Origin of the sequence: Kitasatospora albolonga, assembly GCF_039535905.1 — a bacterium.
Lineage (GTDB): Bacteria > Actinomycetota > Actinomycetes > Streptomycetales > Streptomycetaceae > Kitasatospora > Kitasatospora albolonga.
Genome location: NZ_BAAAYB010000152.1, coordinates 66,156 through 83,613 on the forward strand (window position 1 = coordinate 66,156; position 17,458 = coordinate 83,613).

Annotated in this window: 13 protein-coding genes; 10 read left to right on the plus strand and 3 right to left on the minus strand. The window is 73.4% G+C overall.

The window, feature by feature from the left end:
* Window positions 1-156: 156 nt before the first annotated feature.
* From ABD946_RS39135 to ABD946_RS39145, 3 genes are all read left to right on the plus strand, one after another.
* The gene (locus ABD946_RS39135) at window positions 157-822 is read left to right on the plus strand and encodes a PadR family transcriptional regulator (RefSeq protein WP_345290513.1); all 666 of its coding nucleotides are present in this window, start codon (window positions 157-159) and stop codon (window positions 820-822) included.
* Between the two features lie 130 nt (window positions 823-952).
* Window positions 953-2,035 (plus strand): inositol-3-phosphate synthase, encoded by a 1,083-nt coding sequence (locus ABD946_RS39140; RefSeq protein ID WP_345290514.1) that lies wholly within the window; start codon window positions 953-955, stop codon window positions 2,033-2,035.
* Window positions 2,036-2,154: 119 nt separating this feature from the next.
* Window positions 2,155-3,441 (plus strand): MFS transporter, encoded by a 1,287-nt coding sequence (locus ABD946_RS39145; RefSeq protein WP_345290515.1) that lies wholly within the window; start codon window positions 2,155-2,157, stop codon window positions 3,439-3,441.
* On the opposite strand, the gene ABD946_RS39150 is transcribed toward ABD946_RS39145, so the two are convergent.
* Window positions 3,414-4,097, minus strand: a complete 684-nt coding sequence (locus tag ABD946_RS39150) for a restriction endonuclease (protein WP_345290516.1) — start codon at window positions 4,095-4,097, stop codon at window positions 3,414-3,416. The genes ABD946_RS39145 and ABD946_RS39150 overlap by 28 nt on opposite strands.
* Window positions 4,098-4,310: 213 nt before the next feature.
* Window positions 4,311-5,771, minus strand: a complete 1,461-nt coding sequence (locus tag ABD946_RS39155; RefSeq protein WP_380149533.1) for a CCA tRNA nucleotidyltransferase — start codon at window positions 5,769-5,771, stop codon at window positions 4,311-4,313.
* 487 nt (window positions 5,772-6,258) lie between these two features.
* Here ABD946_RS39155 and ABD946_RS39160 point away from each other — a divergent pair, with 487 nt between their 5' ends.
* The 7 genes from ABD946_RS39160 (at window position 6,259) to trxA (ending at window position 16,589) form a co-directional block, all read left to right on the plus strand.
* Window positions 6,259-8,715, plus strand: coding sequence for a DUF6049 family protein (locus ABD946_RS39160; protein WP_345290517.1), 2,457 nt, complete (start codon window positions 6,259-6,261; stop codon window positions 8,713-8,715).
* Window positions 8,716-9,546: 831 nt separating this feature from the next.
* Window positions 9,547-11,196 (plus strand): murein biosynthesis integral membrane protein MurJ, encoded by a 1,650-nt coding sequence (gene murJ / locus ABD946_RS39165; RefSeq protein WP_345290518.1) that lies wholly within the window; start codon window positions 9,547-9,549, stop codon window positions 11,194-11,196.
* A gap of 275 nt (window positions 11,197-11,471) precedes the next feature.
* Window positions 11,472-13,391, plus strand: a complete 1,920-nt coding sequence (locus ABD946_RS39170; protein ID WP_345290519.1) for a protein kinase family protein — start codon at window positions 11,472-11,474, stop codon at window positions 13,389-13,391.
* Entirely contained in the window at window positions 13,388-14,113 is a 726-nt protein-coding gene (gene sigM, locus ABD946_RS39175) for an RNA polymerase sigma factor SigM (protein ID WP_380149532.1), read from the plus strand. The genes ABD946_RS39170 and sigM overlap by 4 nt, the downstream gene beginning before the upstream one ends.
* Window positions 14,110-15,081 (plus strand): zf-HC2 domain-containing protein, encoded by a 972-nt coding sequence (locus ABD946_RS39180; RefSeq protein WP_345290521.1) that lies wholly within the window; start codon window positions 14,110-14,112, stop codon window positions 15,079-15,081. The genes sigM and ABD946_RS39180 overlap by 4 nt, the downstream gene beginning before the upstream one ends.
* A 146-nt stretch (window positions 15,082-15,227) precedes the next feature.
* Window positions 15,228-16,196 carry a thioredoxin-disulfide reductase gene (gene trxB, locus ABD946_RS39185; RefSeq protein WP_345290522.1) on the plus strand — a complete coding sequence of 323 codons (969 nt, stop codon included), beginning with the start codon at window positions 15,228-15,230 and terminating at the stop codon, window positions 16,194-16,196.
* 66 nt (window positions 16,197-16,262) lie between these two features.
* The gene (gene trxA, locus ABD946_RS39190; RefSeq protein ID WP_345290523.1) at window positions 16,263-16,589 is read left to right on the plus strand and encodes a thioredoxin; all 327 of its coding nucleotides are present in this window, start codon (window positions 16,263-16,265) and stop codon (window positions 16,587-16,589) included.
* 137 nt (window positions 16,590-16,726) lie between these two features.
* Here the strand turns inward: trxA and ABD946_RS39195 are convergent, their stop codons facing one another.
* Complete coding sequence (locus tag ABD946_RS39195; RefSeq protein WP_345290524.1) at window positions 16,727-17,362, minus strand: GNAT family N-acetyltransferase; 636 nt, start codon at window positions 17,360-17,362, stop codon at window positions 16,727-16,729.
* Window positions 17,363-17,458 lie beyond the last annotated feature (96 nt).

The window sequence follows — 17,458 nt, forward strand, 5'->3', positions numbered from 1 at the left end:
CTTGACGGATGCTCAGCACGGACCGGCGAAATCCTGTGACCTCGTTCACCCGAGTCGCTCTTGCTCGTTCCGTGACCCAGGTTTACTGTTCTCGATATATCGAGCCGATACATCGGCACGACATAAGCGCACGGGTGGAAGGAGGCGGGGGACACAGTGAGCAGGCGCTCGGGAGTGCTGGAGTTCGCCGTCCTCGGCCTGCTGCACGACGCCCCGATGCACGGCTACGAGCTCCGCAAGCGGCTCAACGTCCTGCTCGGCTCGTTCCGCGCCTTCTCCTACGGCACGCTCTACCCCTGCCTGAAGAGCCTGGTGGCCCAGGGCTTCCTGGTGGAGGACAACCCGGAGGCCGAGTACGTCCCGGCCACCGCGCTCAACGGCAAGCGCTCGAAGATCACCTACCGGCTCTCCCCCGAGGGCAAGCAGCGCTTCGAGGAGCTGCTCGCCGACTCCGGGCCGGACGCCTGGGAGGACGAGCACTTCGGCGTGCACTTCGCGTTCTTCGGACAGACCGACAAGGCCGTCCGGATGCGCGTGCTGGAGGGGCGACGGAGCCGGCTGGAGGAGCGGCTGGAGCGGATGCGCAGCTCGATCGCCCGCACCCGCGAACGGTTCGACGACTACACCCTCGAACTGCAGCGGCACGGGCTCGAGTCGGTAGAGCGCGAGGTCCGCTGGCTGAACGAGCTGATCGAGACCGAGCGGGCCAACCGGGCCGGGCGCAGCCCCGGCCCGAACGAGAAGACTTCGGACGGCCGTGGCCAGGAGGCCGGGTCCTCGGACCCGCCGGGGCCACCGCACGACCGCCCGGGGCGTTCCTGACGGAGCGCCGAACCCGCCGCGCCCGGAGCGTGTGCGGCGGGACTGGGCGCGTCGCGCCCGCCAGAGAAGAGAAGTTGAGCGAGGCGGCCCGATCGGGCCGTCCTCATGAGATCAGTAGGGAGCAACCGGAATGGGTTCGGTTCGCGTAGCCATCGTGGGCGTCGGCAACTGTGCCGCGTCGCTGGTTCAGGGTGTCGAGTACTACAAGGACGCCGACCCCGCCGGCAAGGTCCCCGGGCTGATGCACGTGCAGTTCGGCGACTACCACGTCCGTGACGTGGAGTTCGTCGCCGCGTTCGACGTCGACGCCAAGAAGGTCGGCTTCGACCTCTCCGACGCCATCGGCGCCAGCGAGAACAACACCATCAAGATCTGCGACGTGCCGCCGACCGGCGTCACCGTGCAGCGCGGCCACACCCTGGACGGCCTCGGCAAGTACTACCTGGAGACCATCGAGGAGTCGGACGCCGCTCCGGTCGACGTCGTCCAGGCCCTGAAGGACGCCCAGGTCGACGTCCTGGTCTGCTACCTGCCGGTCGGCTCGGAGAAGGCCGCCAAGTTCTACGCCCAGGCCGCCATCGACGCCAAGGTCGCCTTCGTGAACGCCCTCCCGGTGTTCATCGCCGGCACCAAGGAGTGGGCGGACAAGTTCACCGAGGCCGGCGTGCCGATCGTCGGTGACGACATCAAGTCCCAGGTCGGCGCGACCATCACGCACCGCGTGATGGCCAAGCTGTTCGAGGACCGCGGTGTCATCCTCGAGCGCACCATGCAGCTGAACGTCGGCGGCAACATGGACTTCAAGAACATGCTCGAGCGCGAGCGCCTGGAGTCCAAGAAGATCTCCAAGACCCAGGCCGTCACCTCGCAGATCCGCGACCGCGAGCTGGGCGCCAAGAACGTCCACATCGGCCCGTCGGACTACGTCGCCTGGCTCGACGACCGCAAGTGGGCGTACGTCCGCCTCGAGGGTCGCGCCTTCGGCGACGTCCCGCTGAACCTCGAGTACAAGCTCGAGGTCTGGGACTCGCCGAACTCGGCCGGTGTCATCATCGACGCCGTCCGCGCCGCGAAGATCGCCCTGGACCGGGGCATCGGCGGCCCGATCCTGTCCGCCTCCTCGTACTTCATGAAGTCGCCGCCGGTGCAGTACTTCGACGACGAGGCCAAGGAGAACGTGGAGAAGTTCATCCGCGGCGAGGTCGAGCGCTGACCACGGCTCCCCTCCTGAGCCCCTGAACGGGGGCCCTGACCTTCCGTCAGGGCCCCCGTTCGCATGTCCGGGTGATGTTTCACGTGAAACACCGCCCGGGCCCGTGGCACCCTTGGCGGGTGGATCGGACGGGGAACGGCACATCGCTCAGCGCACTGCTCCGGGGTGCGGACTTCCGGCGACTGCTCACCGCCCGGGTGCTCTCCCAACTCTCCGACGGGGTCTTCCAGGTCTCGCTGGCCTCGTACGTGGTGTTCTCCCCGGAGCGGCAGTCCAGCCCGGCCGACATCGCCTCGCTGCTGGTGGTGCTGCTGCTGCCGTTCTCCGTGGTCGGCCCGTTCGCCGGGGTGCTGCTGGACCGCTGGCGCCGACGCCAGGTGCTCTACCTCGGCAACCTGGCCCGCTGCGGCCTCGGCCTCGCCACCGCCGGACTGCTGCTGGCCCGGGCGCCCGAGTGGCTCTTCCTGCTCGCCGCCCTGCTGGTCACCGCGCTCAACCGCTTCATCCTGGCCGGGCTCTCCGCCTCGCTCCCCCGGGTGGTCCGCCCCGAGCAGCTGGTCACCGCCAACGCCCTCTCCCCCACCCTCGGCACCGTCGCCGCGACCTGCGGCGGCGGCCTCGGCTTCCTGGTCCACCTGGTCGTCCCGGCTGGCGCGGGCGCCGACGCCCTGCTGGTCACCACGGCCGCCGTGCTCTACCTCTGCGCCGGCCTCTCCGCCCTGCGGATGAGCCCCGACCTGCTCGGCCCCGACCACCACCCCGACCGTCCCCCGCTGCACCTCGCCCTGGCCCTGGCCACCCGCGAACTCGCCGACGGCGTACGGCACCTGGTGCGGGACTGCCGCCCCGCCACCCACGCACTGGCCGCCGTCACCGCCGCCCGGTTCTGCTACGGGATCCTGGTCGTCACGGTGCTGATGCTCGCCCGCTACACCTTCAACTCCCCCGAGGACATCCCCGGCGGCATGGCCACCCTCGGCCAGGCGGTGGCCGTCTCGGCGGTCGGCTTCTTCCTCGCCGCGCTGATCAGCCCCTGGTGCACCCGCCGCTTCGGCATCGCCGGCTGGCTCACCGGCTGCACCGGCGCCGCCGCGGTCTTCGTCCCCGCCCTCGGCCTCACCTACGCCCTGGTCCCCTGCCTGATCGCGGCCCTGCTGCTCGGCTTGGTCACCCAGTCCGTCAAGATCTGCGCCGACACCGTGGTCCAGGAGTCCGTCGAGGACGCCTACCGCGGCCGGGTCTTCGCCCTCTACGACGTCCTCTTCAACCTCGCCTTCGTCGCCGCCGCCGCCGTCACCGCCGCCCTCCTCCCCCTCGACGGCCGCTCCCCCGCCCTGATGCTCGGCACCGCCCTCCTCTACGCCGCCACCGCCGCCCTCTACAGCCGCTCCGCCCGCACCCGCTGACGCCGCCTCACCCCACCCCGGCCCGGTGCCGCCCCCAGCACCACCCGCTCCAGCCGCTCCACCCGGCCGCCGAGCTCGTCCAGCTTCCGGCTGTTCCGGCCGACCTCCAGCACCAGCGCGTTCAACACCGGCACCACCGCCGTCCCGATCACGTCCCGCACCACCTCCCCCGCCACCCGCGCCACCGCCGCGTCCACCGACCCCTCGGGGTAGGGCGACCGGTTGTCCACAGGCCGCTGCACAGGGTTATCCACAGGCCGGCGGCGCCACTCCTGCTCTGCGTCCAGCAGGTGGCACCGCACCTGACGTGCGGTTTCGCTGTCCCGCAGCAGCATCGCCACGTTCAGCACCGCCCGCCGGCTGAACAGCGCGAGCGACCTGGCGCGGGACTGGATCCCACAGAGTTGCTTGAAGCAACTCAGTTCGTCACCCACGATCGCCCGGTACCCGTTGCCCTCCAGCTCCTCCCGATGGTCATGGACAATCGCCTTGATCACCGTCTCACCCACTCCGAAGTACCGCGCCACCCCCTCGGTGGTCACGTGCACCCCGTCCGGCAGCAGCGCCAGCGCCTTCACCCGGTCCAGCATCTCCACCCGCTCCGCGACCACCGCCCGCATCGTCGGGGACTCCAACAGCACCGCGTCCACAGCCATGGCCGTGCTCCTCTCCAGGAGCCGGGTCCGTCCCGCTCCCGAGGACAGGGCACCACGCCCGCCCAACCCGCCACCAGGGCCGACGAGTTGGAGCACACCATCGAGCGGATCCACTAAAGCGACAAGTGTTCAGGCGATCTTGGAGCGAGCACCGGTGAACGACTGTGGGGGGCGTCCGCGCCGGACACCCCCCACAGACCTCCTGAAAGGACGTCAGTCCTGCTCCGCCCACCACTGCTTGAGGGCGGCCACCGCCTCGTCGTGCTCCATCGGGCCGTTCTCCAGCCGGAGTTCGAGCATGTGCTTGTAGGCGCGGCCGACCTGCGGGCCGGGCTTGAGGTCGAGGAGCTGCATGATCTGGTTGCCGTCCAGGGCGGGCCGGACGGCGTCCAGTTCCTCCTGCTCCCGCAGGACGACGATCCGCTCCTCCAGGGAGTCGTACGTCCGGGAGAGGGCGGCGGCCTTCTTGCGGTTGCGGGTGGTGCAGTCGGAGCGGGTCAGCTTGTGCAGGCGCTCCAGCAGCGGGCCGGCGTCGGTGACGTAGCGCCGCACCGCGGAGTCGGTCCACTCCCCGCCGCCGTACCCGTGGAAGCGCAGGTGGAGCTCGACCAGCCGGGAGACGTCCTCGGTCATCTCCTTGGAGTACTTGAGCTCCCGCATCCGCTTGCGGGTCATCTTGGCGCCGACCACCTCGTGGTGGTGGAAGGAGACCCGCCCGTCGGACTCGAAGCGGCGGGTGCGCGGCTTGCCGATGTCGTGGAGCAGCGCGGCGAGCCGCAGCACCAGGTCGGGACCGTCCTGCTCCAGGGCGACGGCCTGCTCCAGCACCGTCAGCGAGTGCTCGTAGACGTCCTTGTGCCGGTGGTGCTCGTCGCTCTCCAGCTGGAGGGCGGGCAGCTCGGGCAGCACGTGCGCGGCCAGCCCGGTGTCGACCAGCAGCCGCAGGCCCTTCACCGGGTGGTCGGCGAGCAGCAGCTTGTTGAGCTCGGCCTGGACCCGCTCTGCGGAGACGATGGTGATCCGCTCGGCCATCGCGGTCATCGCGGCGACCACCTCGGGCGCCGGGGTGAAGTCCAGCTGGGCGGCGAACCGGGCGGCCCGCATCATCCGCAGCGGGTCGTCGGAGAAGGACTCCTCGGGGGTGGCGGGGGTGCGCAGCACCCGGGCCTCCAGGTCGTCCAGGCCGTGGTGCGGGTCGACGAACCCGCGGCCGGGCAGGTCGACGGCCATCGCGTTGACGGTGAAGTCCCGTCGGACGAGGTCCTCCTCGATGCTGTCCCCGTAGCTGACCTCGGGCTTGCGCGAGGTGCGGTCGTAGGACTCGCTGCGGTAGGTGGTGATCTCGATCAGGAACGACCCGTCCGCCGTGTCCTTGCGGGCGCCGACGGTGCCGAAGGCGATGCCGACGTCCCAGACCGCGTCCGCCCAGCCCTTGACCAGCTTCAGCACCTGCTCGGGGCGGGCGTCGGTGGTGAAGTCGAGGTCGTTGCCGAGCCGGCCGAGCAGCGCGTCCCGGACCGAGCCGCCGACCAGGGCCAGCCGGTGCCCGGCCGCCCGGAACCGTCCGGCGATCTCGTCGGCGACCGGGGAGACCCGGAGCAGCTCTTGCAGGCCGCGGGCCTGGGCCTCGGTCAGGCCGGGAGCGGCGGCGCGGACGGCTTCGGTACGGGACAGCGGGGCGCGGTCGGGCTCGGCGCCGGGATCATTGGCAGTGGACACGGCTCACAAGGGTACGTGCCCGCCCCGGCTGTCCGCCGCCCGGTTTCGTCCGGTTCACCCGGGGTGCGCCGGGCTCCGGCCGTCCACCGCGCCACCGGACGCGCACCGCAGACCCGCTGCGCACCCGCCACGGACCCGCCGCGGACCCGCCCGCACAGCCACCTTCCCACCCCGTGAAGGCGGCTGACGACCCGTCGGACGGAGCTGCCGGGCGGTCGGCCCGGAGCCCGACGGTTCGGTCACGCCCCGTGAGCTCCCGGCCCGCAACACCAGCGCGCCACCGGCCTCGTTACCATGCCGGTGGTGAGATCCCGGCCCGGGCCTCGGCTGCCGCTGCGGTATCCCCTTCCAGATCCCCTTCGAGGTCTGGATCGGTTCCATCGAGTTCCATCGAGTCATCCGATCCAGAGCCCTCCGATCCAGAACGGCGAGGTCGACACGCGTGGGTGAGCCGGTGCGGCACCAGGGGCAGGGCACGGCGGGCGGGGCACGGCGACGCCGATGGGTCCGGCCGCTGTCGGGGCTGCTGACCGCCGCCGCGCTGCTGGCCTGCGGCACGCAGCCCGCCTCGGCCCGGCCCGTCATGGCCGCCGGTGGCCCGCCCGCGCTGTCCCCGACCGCCTCCGCGGAGTACCCGGCGGTGGTCACGATCGACTCGGTGAGCCCCCACGTGGCCACCCAGCAGACTCCGGTCACGGTCACCGGAAAGGTGACCAACGCGGGGCCCTCGCCGATCAGGGAGGTCTCGGCGGGCCTGCGCACCCCGAAGCCGGTGACCAACCGCAGCACCATCGACTCGATCGTCCGCCGCACCGATCCGTTGAACGCGGACGGCACCCCCATCACCACCGGGCGGGAGGTCCTGGGGAACCTGGCACCGGGTGAGAGCCACTCCTTCACCGTCACGCTGCCCGTCGGCGAGCTCAAGCCGACCAAGGGCGGCGTGCTGGAGCTGGCGGTGGACGCCTCCGGCCGGACCCCGGACGACGACGACCCGCACACGCTGGGGATCGCCCGCACCTTCCTCCCCTTCAACTCCGAACCGATGCCGCAGCCGACCCAGCTCGCGGTGGTCTGGCCGATCACCCACGCCCCGGAACTGGTCGCCCAGACCCTCGGCACCGAGAACGACCAGACCGCGGTGCTGCGCGACGACTCGCTGGCCACCGAGCTGGCCCCCGGCGGCCGGCTCCACCAGCTGGTGCAGACCGGCAAGGAGCTCCCCGGTCTGACCTGGGTGGTCGACCCCGACCTGCTGGACACCGTGCTGGCGATGACCCGGGGCTACCGGGTGCAGAAGCCCGGCACCGCGGGCGAGTCGGCGAAGGAGGACAACACCGTCGCCGGCAGCGGCCGGGACGCCGCCACCGAGTGGCTCAAGCTGCTGCGCGCGGCGGTGGCCACGGCCGGCAGCCAGGTGGTCTCGCTGCCGTACGCCGACCCGGACCTGGCCTCGATCGCCCACGAGGGCGCCGACCTGCCCGGCATGGACACCGCGCTGCGCAAGGCGCACACCGCCGGTGAGGTCACCACCGAGGGCCGGCTCTCGGTGGACGTCAGCTCCAACGTGGCCTGGCCCTACCAGGGCCAGCTGGACCAGCAGATCGCGGCGGTGGCCCGCACCACGGGCGGCGACGTCCTGCTGACCAGCGGCACCGCGCTCTCCGACAGCGGGCTGGACTACACCCCGAACGCGGCCCGGCCGATCGGCGACGGGCAGACCGCCGTGGTCGCCGACCCCACCATCTCCAACCTGTTCCAGCAGGACCTGAGCACCCCCGCGGCGCAGTCCGCGGCGATCCAGCGCTTCCTCGCCGAGACCGTAACGGTCAACCACCAGAGGCCGGACCCCCGCACGCTGCTGGTGCTGCCCCCGCGCAACCTCGGCGGCGCCGCGGCCGAGACCCTGGCCAAGGCGGTGGCCGCCGCCCAGCAGGGCGGCTGGACCAAGCTGGTGAAGCTGGACACGGTGGCCACCACCCCGGCCGACCGCAACGCCAACGGCGCGGTCCCGACCCCGGGCGACTACCCGCAGCAGCTGCGGGCCGGCGAGCTGACCCGGGAGACCCTGGCCCAGGTGATGGGCATCCAGGGCAAGCTGGACCAGCTGCTCTTCATCCTCACCCAGCCGCAGCGGGTGCGCGGGCCGTTCAACGCCGCGATGGTCCGCTCGATGTCCACCCAGTGGCGCGACCAGGGCCCGGCCGGCTCCACCTACCGCGCCGGGGTGCAGAACTACCTGGACGGCCTGATCGGCGCGGTCAAGCTCACCCCCAAGAGCACGGTCACCCTCGCAGGTGACAACGGGATCGTCCTGGTGAGCATGAAGAACGACCTCAACCAGGCGGTCGGCAACCTGCGGATCAGGCTCTCCTCCAGCCAGCCGAACCGCGTCCACGTCGGCGGCGCCGACCCCGTGGTGGTGGAGGCGGTCACCAGCCGCACGCTCCGCTTCAACGCCAGGGCCAAGAGCAACGGGCCGGTCCCGATGACCGCCCAGCTGGAGACCACCAACGGCTACCCGTACGGCGAGCCGATGTCCTTCACCGTGGAGGTCACCTCGGTCACCTCCGGCGTGCTGTACGTCATCGGCGGCGGCGTGATCCTGATGCTGCTGGCCGCCGTCCGCTTCACCCTGCAGCGGCGCAAGCGGGCCGACGAGCCGCACGAGGACCCCGAGGCCCTCCTCGACGAGACCATCGCGCCGTCCGGCACGGACGGTACGGACGGCGCAGACGGCGCAGACGGCGCGGAGGCCGGGGACACCGCGGGCAGCGGGCCCGGCGGGACCGCCTCCGACGCGGCCGCCGGGACGGGACCGGCGGCCGGAGGCACGTCGCAGGAGAGCGGCGCAGGTGCCGGGGAACACGCCTCCGGTGATGAGAAGGTGGGTCACTGAGCCGCCCCGCCCGGGCGGACGTACCCGACCAGCGATGAGGTGGCATGAGCGGGCCGCGCGAGGACCGAGCACAGGGCCGTGAGCAGGGACGCGCCGCGGGGCAGGACGGCCCGGCGGCGCAGCCCGCCGACTGGTACCTGACCGACACCTACGCCCAGGACCCCTACGCGGTGGACCCGTACCCGACCGAGCCCGGTCCGGACCCGTACGGGACCCGCACCCCGGCGGCCGCCGTCCCGCCGCAGCACCCGGCCCCCGAGGAACCCGCCGGGACCGCGCCCGCCGGGACCGAGGCCGCCGGGACCGAGGCCGCCGCCACCGGACCGTCCGCCGACGCCGACCCGCCGCTCCCGGCCCACCCCCTGCACCCCCTCGCCGCCGCGGACGACCCGCAGACCCTCCGGCTGCTCCAGCCGTCCGGGCAGCGGCCGGCCGAGACCGGCCTGACCGCCCCCGCGCCGCGCTGGGCCTCACTGGCCGCCGAACCGCTCACGGACCCCGCCGCCCCGTCTGCCCCGGCCGCCCCCGCCGCCGACCTGGCCGACCCGACCGCCGAGTACGTCGGCGTGGACGGCCTGCTCGCGGCCGCCGGCGGCGGCACCGCCGGAGCGACGACGGCGGGCACCCCCGCGACCACGACGGCCGCCGCGCCCGGCAAGGAGGGCGGCAGCGGCCCGGACGGCGAGGAGCCCTACGTCCCGCCGATCGAGTTCGACCCGCCGCTCTCCGAGGCGGAGGCCATCGGCCCGCCGGCCACCCCCCCTCACCCCTCCGGTCGCGGCCGAGCAGCCCGCCGCGGCCGCCCCCGCCAGGCCGGCGGCCGGCGGCAAGGTGGCCAGCCTGGTCAACTCCAGTGCCCTGATGGCGGCCGGCACCCTGGTCTCCCGGGGCACCGGCTTCCTGCGCACCATGGTGATCGCCGCCGCGATCGGCGTCGGCACCATGGGCGACTCGTACAACGCGGCCAACACCCTGCCGACCCTGCTCTACATCCTGATCGGCGGCGGCGCGCTCAACGCGGTCTTCGTCCCGCAGCTGGTCCGGGCGATGAAGAACGACGAGGACGGCGGCACCGCCTACGCCAACCGGCTGCTCACCGTGGTGATGGTCGGCCTGGCCGGGGTGACCTTCCTGGCCGTGCTCGGCGCCCCGCTGCTGGTGCAGCTGATCTCGCACTCGCTGATGAAGGACCCGGCCAGCGCGGACACCACCGTGGCACTGGCCCGGTACTGCCTGCCCACCATCTTCTTCATGGGCATCCACGTGGTGATGGGTCAGATCCTCAACGCCCGGGGCCGGTTCGGCGCGATGATGTGGACCCCGGTCCTCAACAACGTCGTGGTGATCGCCACCTTCGGGATGTACATCTGGGTCTACGGCACCTTCCAGCACAGCGAGGTGACCCCGGGGACCATCGCTCCCGAGGGCATCCGGCTGCTCGGCATCGGCACCCTGCTCGGCCTGGCCGTCCAGGCCCTGGCGATGGTGCCCTACCTGCGGGCCGCCGAGTTCCGCTTCCGGCCGCGCTTCGACTGGCGCGGCCACGGCCTGGGCAAGGCCGCCCGGCTGGCCAAGTGGACCTTCCTGTTCGTCCTGGCCAACCAGGCCGGGTACCTGGTGATCACCCAGTTGGCCACCGCCGCCGGCTCGGCCGCCGAGGCCACCGGACACCTGGGCGTCGGCCTGGCCGCGTACTCCAACGCGCTGCTGATCTGGCAGCTGCCGATGGCCGTGATCACCGTCTCGGTGATGAGCGCGGTGCTCCCCCGGCTCTCCCGTTCGGCCGCCGACGGCGACGCCGGGGCGGTCCGCGACGACCTCTCCTACGGGCTGCGCACCTCCGCGGTGGCGATCGTGCCGGCCGCCTTCCTCTTCCTCGCCCTCGGCCCGGTGATCGGCAGCGCGATCTACGGCTTCGGCAACGGCGGCGCGGTCGCCCACGGCACCACCGCGATCGGCTACATGCTCTCCGCCTTCGCCCTGGGGCTGATCCCCTACTCGGTCCAGTACGTGCTGCTGCGCGGCTTCTACGCCTACGAGGACACCCGCACGCCGTTCGCCAACACCGTCTGGGTGGCGGGCTGCCAGGCCGCCTTCGCGGTGCTCTGCTGGTACCTCCTGCCCTCGCAGTGGGCGGTCACCGGGATGGCCCTCGGCTACGGGCTGGCCTACGCCGTCGGCGTGGCAGTGGCGGTGCCCAAGCTGAAGGCCCGGATCGGCGGGCTGGACACCGGACGGATCGCCAAGACCTACGTCCGGCTGGCGATCGCCTCGGTGCCCGCGGCCGCTGTCGGCGCCGGCACCGGACTGCTGCTGAACGACGCGCTCACCGGCGCGCTCGGCGACTGGCCGGGCTCGGTGGTCACCCTGGTGGTGGCCGGCGGGCTGCAACTGGCCGTCTTCGGCCTGATCGCCCGTCGGATGCGGATCGAGGAGCTCAACGCGATGATCGGTATGGTGCGCAGCAGGCTGGGACGCTGACCCACCGTCAGCCGGGCCGGGGTCCTCCCGGCGACGGCGCAACCCACCGAGCGGTGAACTCCGGCCCGACACGGCCGGAACGCAACCGGTCGGTTCGCCCAGCGGTCGTAGCAGGGGAGGAAGAGTGGGCACAATTGTCCTGGCACGCCGCCGCCCTCCGGGGCCGGGACGACGGCCGACTTTCCGGAGCCCGGGGCGACGCAAGGGGAGGCAGGACAACGGTGGCTGATGGCACCAAGGCGGTAGTCGACACGTCCACGGCTGACGACACGGCGGTGGCCACCGCTCTCGGGGGCGTCTCCGACCTGCGCGCCGACGGCACGACGGAGCGGGCGGCCGAGGCCACCGCACCGCTCTCCACCGCCGAACTCGCCGCCGAACTCGCCGACCGGCCACCGCTGTCGGAGCGCACCGGCCTGCCCGACGGGGACGCCGCCCCGGACGGGGACGCCGACGACGCCACGGCGGGCGCGTCCCGGGGCGCGGCCCCGCACCCCGCACAGGCGGCCGCCGAGGCCGCCCGGGGAGCGGTGCGGGCCACCGATCCGCCTGCGGCCACCTCGGAGGAGCTGGCCGCCACCATCGACCAGCCCACCGGCGAACTGCCGCTGCTCCGCCCCGCCCCGGTGCGGCACAGCGGCGACCGGATCGCCGACCGGTACCGGCTGGAGGAGTGCATCACCCAGTCCGAGCACTTCAGCAGCTGGCGCGCGGTGGACGAGAAGCTCCGCCGCCCGGTCGGCGTGCACCTGCTCTCGGCCGGCCACCAGCGCGCCCGCGGGGTGCTGGCCGCCGCCAAGTCGGCCGCCCTGCTCGGCGATCCGCGCTTCGTCCAGGTGCTCGACGCGGTCCAGGACGGCGACCACGTCTACGTCGTCCGGGAGTGGCTGCCCGGCGCCTCCGACCTGGCCCAGCTGCTCGCCGAGGGCCCGATGGAGCCCTACGAGGCCTACCAGATGGTCCGTCAGGTCACCGACGCCATCGCGGCCGCGCACCGCCGCGGCCAGGCGCACCTGCGGCTCACCCCGAGGTGCGTGCTGCGCACCGACAGCGGCCAGTACCGGATCAACGGCATCGCGGTGGACGCCGCGCTGCGCGGGCTCCCGGACGAGGACGCCTCCCGGACCGACACCCGGGCGATCGGGGCGCTGCTGTTCGCCGCCCTGACGCACCGTTGGCCCTACCCCGAGGACCGCTACGACCTCCAGGGCGTGCCGAAGGGGCTGGACTGCGCCCCGCCGGAGCAGGTCAAGGCGGGCGTCCACAAGGGCCTCTCCGAGCTGGCCGCCCGGGCGCTGTGCGAGCACCCGCCGCACCACCTGGACCCGATCACCACGCCGGAGGAGCTGGCCAAGGCGATCGCGCTGATGCCGAAGGTCCGTCAGCCCGAGCAGCCCGCACCGTCGTTCGCCCCACCGCCGCTGCCGCCCCGCCCGCACCGGCCCCAGCAACCGCACGGCCGGGCCCAGCAGCACGCCCCCCAGAACTCCCCGGCGCACACCGCCCCGCACCCGCACCCGCTGCCGCACGATGCCCCGCAGCCCCGCCCCCGCCGCCCGCGCCTGCGGCGGCTGGTCCGGCTGACCGCCTCGGTGGTCGCGCTGGCCGTCATCGGGGTGGCCTCCTGGCAGCTCGTCAGCTACTACAACGACCGGTCCGGGACCGAGGTGCACGACAAGGGCACGACCACCGGCCCGACCGCGACCGGCAACCCGGCCGCCCCGCCCGGCAAGCCCCTCACCATCGCCGGCGTCTCCGACTTCAACCCGCTCGGCACCGGCCCGGAGCACACCAGTGAGGTACCCAGGTCCTTCGACGGCGACCCGGCCACCAACTGGTCCACCTCGGGCTACGAGGACGACCTGGGCGGGGCCTACAAGGCCGGCACCGGCCTGCTGGTCGACCTCGGCAGCGAGCAGCAGGTGAGCTCCGTCGAGGTCCAGTTCGCCGGCGGCAGCAGCAAGATGGAGCTCTACGCGCAGCCCAAGGGCACCGCCTCCGCACCGCGCGTGGACAGGAACGGCCTGTCCTCCTTCGGCAGCCCGGTGGCCACCCAGCAGGGCCCCCAGGTGGAGCTCAAGCCCGGCCAGCCGCTGACCACCCGTTACCTCTTGCTCTGGCTCACCAGCATCCCCAAGGATGGGACGGACGGCCGGTACCGCGGCCGGATCGCCGAGGTGAAGGTCACCGGCTGACGGACGGAGAGGGGGTGGCGGTGACGGAGGAGGAGCTCCCCGACGCCACCCTGCTGGCACGGCACGCGGCCGGCGACCCGGACGCCTTCGGCGTGCTGGTCCGCCGCCACCGGGACCGCCTCTGGGCGGTCGCGCTGCGCACCCTGGGCGACCGCGAGGAGGCCGCCGACGCCCTCCAGGACGCCCTGGTGTCGGCCTTCCGGGCCGCCCACACCTTCGAGGGCCGCTCGGCCGTCACCACCTGGCTGCACCGGATCGTGGTCAATGCCTGCCTGGACCGGGCCCGCCGCTCCGCCAGCCGCCCGGCCACCCCGCTGGACCAGGAGGAGCACCGCCTGGACCGCTTGCTGGGCAGCGCCGAGGCCACCGAGGCGGTGGTGGTCCGGGCCGAGCTCCGGCGGGAGGTGACCGCCGCGCTGGCCGCCCTGCCGCCGGACCAGCGGGCCGCGCTGGTGCTGGTCGACATGCAGGGCTACGGGGTGGCCGAGGCGGCCGAGGTGCTGGGTGTCCCGGTCGGCACGGTGAAGAGCCGCTGCGCCCGCGGCCGGGCCAGGCTGCTGCCGCTGGTGCGGCACCTGCGCTCGGTTTCACGTGAAACCGAGCCCGCCCCCGGCGCCGCTGTTTCACGTGAAACAGCGGCCGGGAACCGGAACGCCGCCCCGCCCGTCCCAGAGCAGCCGGGCCCCGGCCAGGCCATGAGAGGAGACGTGACCCCGCGATGAACCACTCCTCCCCCACCGAGCCCTGGTCCGGCACCGACCACCCCGACGTCGACCTGCTGGCCGACCTGGCCGAGGGCCTCACCGACCCCGCCCCGGCCGCGGAGCTCCGGGCCCACCTGGCCGGCTGCCCGGAGTGCACCGACACCCTCGCCGCCCTGGACGAGGTGAGCGAGCTGCTGGGCTCGCTGCCCGCCGAGGAGCTGCCCCCCGAGGTGGCCGGGCGGCTCGACGCCGCGCTGGCCGCCGAGGCGGCCGCCCCGGTGGTGCTCCCGTCCGGCCGGTCGGACGCCCGGGCCCGCACCCGGCAGCGGTCCCGGTCGCCGCGGCGCCCGCGGGTGCCCCGCCGGGTGCTGGTCGGCGCCGTCCTGGCGGTGCTCGGGACCGGCCTGGCCGGCGCGCTGCTCCAGAGCCTGCCGACGGACGGCGGCGCCGTGACCGCCTCCTCCGGCGCCGCGAAGGCGGACACCGCGGCGATCGGGCCCGACGGCTCCGGTCCGCTGTTCACCGACGAGGGGCTGGCCGCACAGGTGCGGCAGCTGGTCGGCACCGGGGCCCCCGCGATCGCCGGCGGGAAGGGCTCGCCCTCCAGCCGGCCCCCCCGAGGTCCCGGGCGCCGGCGACGGCGGCCTGCTCCCCTCCTCCCCCGGCGGCGGGAGCCCCGAGGCCTCCGGGAGCGGTACCGGCGCCGAGACCGCCACCGGGGCCACCGCGCAGCCCTCCTGCCCCGGCCTTCCCGCCGGGCAGCCGCTCGCCCGGACCGCCGGCCGGTACGGACCGGAGCGGGTGACGGCGCTGGTCTTCCCGCTCGGCCCCGACCGCTACGACACCTACCTGGTCACCCCCGACTGCCGCACCCTGCTGCACCGCACCGTCCCGGCCCGCTGACGGGCCCCGGACGGGCCCCGGACGGGCCCGGACGGCGGACGGCCCCGGGGCTCCCGTCCGCCGGAGAACGCGCGCCCAGGTGACGTTGTCCCACCGGACCGCCCACACTCCGGGCGCCTGTCACGGCACGGAGCGGGAATGAGGGAGACTGGTCAGTCGTTGTCCCCGGCGGCGGGGCAGGACCGCCCTCCCGCACAGCGCGGGGCCGCGATGCGAACCAGGAGAAGCAGTGAGCGACGTCCGTAACGTGATCATCATCGGTTCCGGCCCCGCCGGGTACACCGCTGCGCTCTACACCGCCCGTGCCTCCCTCAAGCCCTTGGTCTTCGAGGGCGCGGTGACGGCCGGCGGTGCGCTGATGAACACCACCGAGGTCGAGAACTTCCCCGGCTTCCGGGACGGCATCATGGGCCCCGAGCTGATGGACAACATGCGGGCCCAGGCCGAGCGCTTCGGCGCCGAGCTGATCCCGGACGACATCGTCGCGGTCGACCTCACCGGTGAGATCAAGACCGTCACCGACTCCGAGGGCACCGTGCACCGGGCCCGCGCGGTGATCGTCACCACCGGCTCGCAGCACCGCAAGCTCAACCTGCCGAACGAGGACAAGCTCTCCGGCCGCGGCGTCTCCTGGTGCGCGACCTGCGACGGCTTCTTCTTCCGCGACCAGGACATCGCGGTGGTCGGCGGCGGCGACACCGCCCTGGAGGAGGCGACCTTCCTCTCCCGCTTCGCCAAGTCGGTCACCGTGGTGCACCGCCGCGACAGCCTGCGCGCCTCCAAGGCGATGCAGGAGCGCGCCTTCGCCGACCCGAAGATCACCTTCGCGTGGGACAGCGCGGTCGAGGAGATCCACGGCGACCCGAAGCTGAGCCACCTGACCCTGCGCGACACCACCACCGGCGAGCTGCGCGAGCTCCCGGTCACCGGCCTGTTCATCGCGATCGGCCACGACCCGCGCACCGAGCTGTTCAAGGGCCAGCTGGAGCTGGACGCCGAGGGTTACCTCAAGGTCGAGGCCCCCTCCACCCGGACCAACATCCCCGGCGTCTTCGGCGCCGGTGACGTGGTGGACCACACCTACCGCCAGGCCATCACCGCCTCCGGCACCGGCTGCGCCGCCGCGCTGGACGCCGAGCGCTACCTGGCCGCCCTGGACCACGAGGCCGCCCAGGCCACCGCCGCCGTCGCGGTCTGAGAAACAGAACAGCGCAGCGCGTTGTTCTCACCAGCACACCCCCCGTTCTGACCCTGAGGAGTTCCCGTGGCCGGCGCCACCATCAACGTGACCGACGCGACCTTCGACGCCGAGGTCCTGAAGAGCGACAAGCCCGTCCTGGTCGACTTCTGGGCCACCTGGTGCGGCCCGTGCCGCCAGGTCGCCCCGATCCTCGAGGAGATCGCCACCGAGCACGGTGAGAAGCTCACCGTGGCCAAGCTGGACGTGGACGCCAACCAGGGCACCGCCGCCCAGTACGGCGTGATCTCCATCCCGACGCTGAACGTCTACCAGAACGGCGAGCTGGTGAAGAGCATCACCGGCGCCCGCCCGAAGGCCGCGCTGCTCCGCGAGCTGGCCGAGTACCTCTAGGGCTCACCACGCCCTGACGGCGAAGGGCCTCCCGGTACCCACCGGGAGGCCCTTCGCCGTCCGCCCGGGCCATCCGGCAGGACCGTCCGCCCGGGCCATCCGGCAGGACCGTTCGCCCGGACCGTCCGGCAGGACCGTCAGAACGGCCGCAGCGCAGGCTCCTTGCGCGGGCCGCCCCGTGCCCGCGCGCCCCCGAGCAGCCGCTCCAGCGCGGTCTCCACGTCGCCCTTCCAGGAGAGCGCGGAGCGCGCCTCCAGCCGCAGCCGCGGGTACCGGTGGTGCGGCCGGACGGTCTTGAAACCGACCGCCCTCAGGTGGTCGGCCGGCAGCAGGCAGCTGGGCACGTCCCGGCCGGCCGCGCCGAAGGCCTCGACCGCCTTGAAGCCCCGGGCCACCACGTCCTTCACCACGGTCTGCACCAGCACCCGCCCGATCCCCTGCCGCTGGTAGCCCGGCAGCAGCCGACTGACCATCAGCTGGACGGCGTCCGGCGAGACCGGACTGGTCGGGAAGGAGGCCGAGCGCGGCACGTACGCGGGCGGCGCGTAGAGCACGTGGCCGACCGGGCGCTCGTCCACGTAGACCACCCGGCCGCAGGAGCCCCACTCCAGCAGCACCGCGGAGATCCAGCCCTCCTTCTCCAGTTCCGGCTTGCCGCCGTCCTCGGCAGCCCTGCCGCTCACCGGGTCCAGCTCCCAGAACACGCAGGAGCGGCAGGGCAGCGGAAGGTCCGCCAGATTGTCCAGCGTCAACGGAACGATCCTTCGCCCCACGCCCACGCCTCCTCAGCGCTCCCCCGCCGGCACGCTCCCGACGGTCCGTCAGCCCACCGGAACACTCTCACCCGAAACGGCGGCGGGTGCATGTTT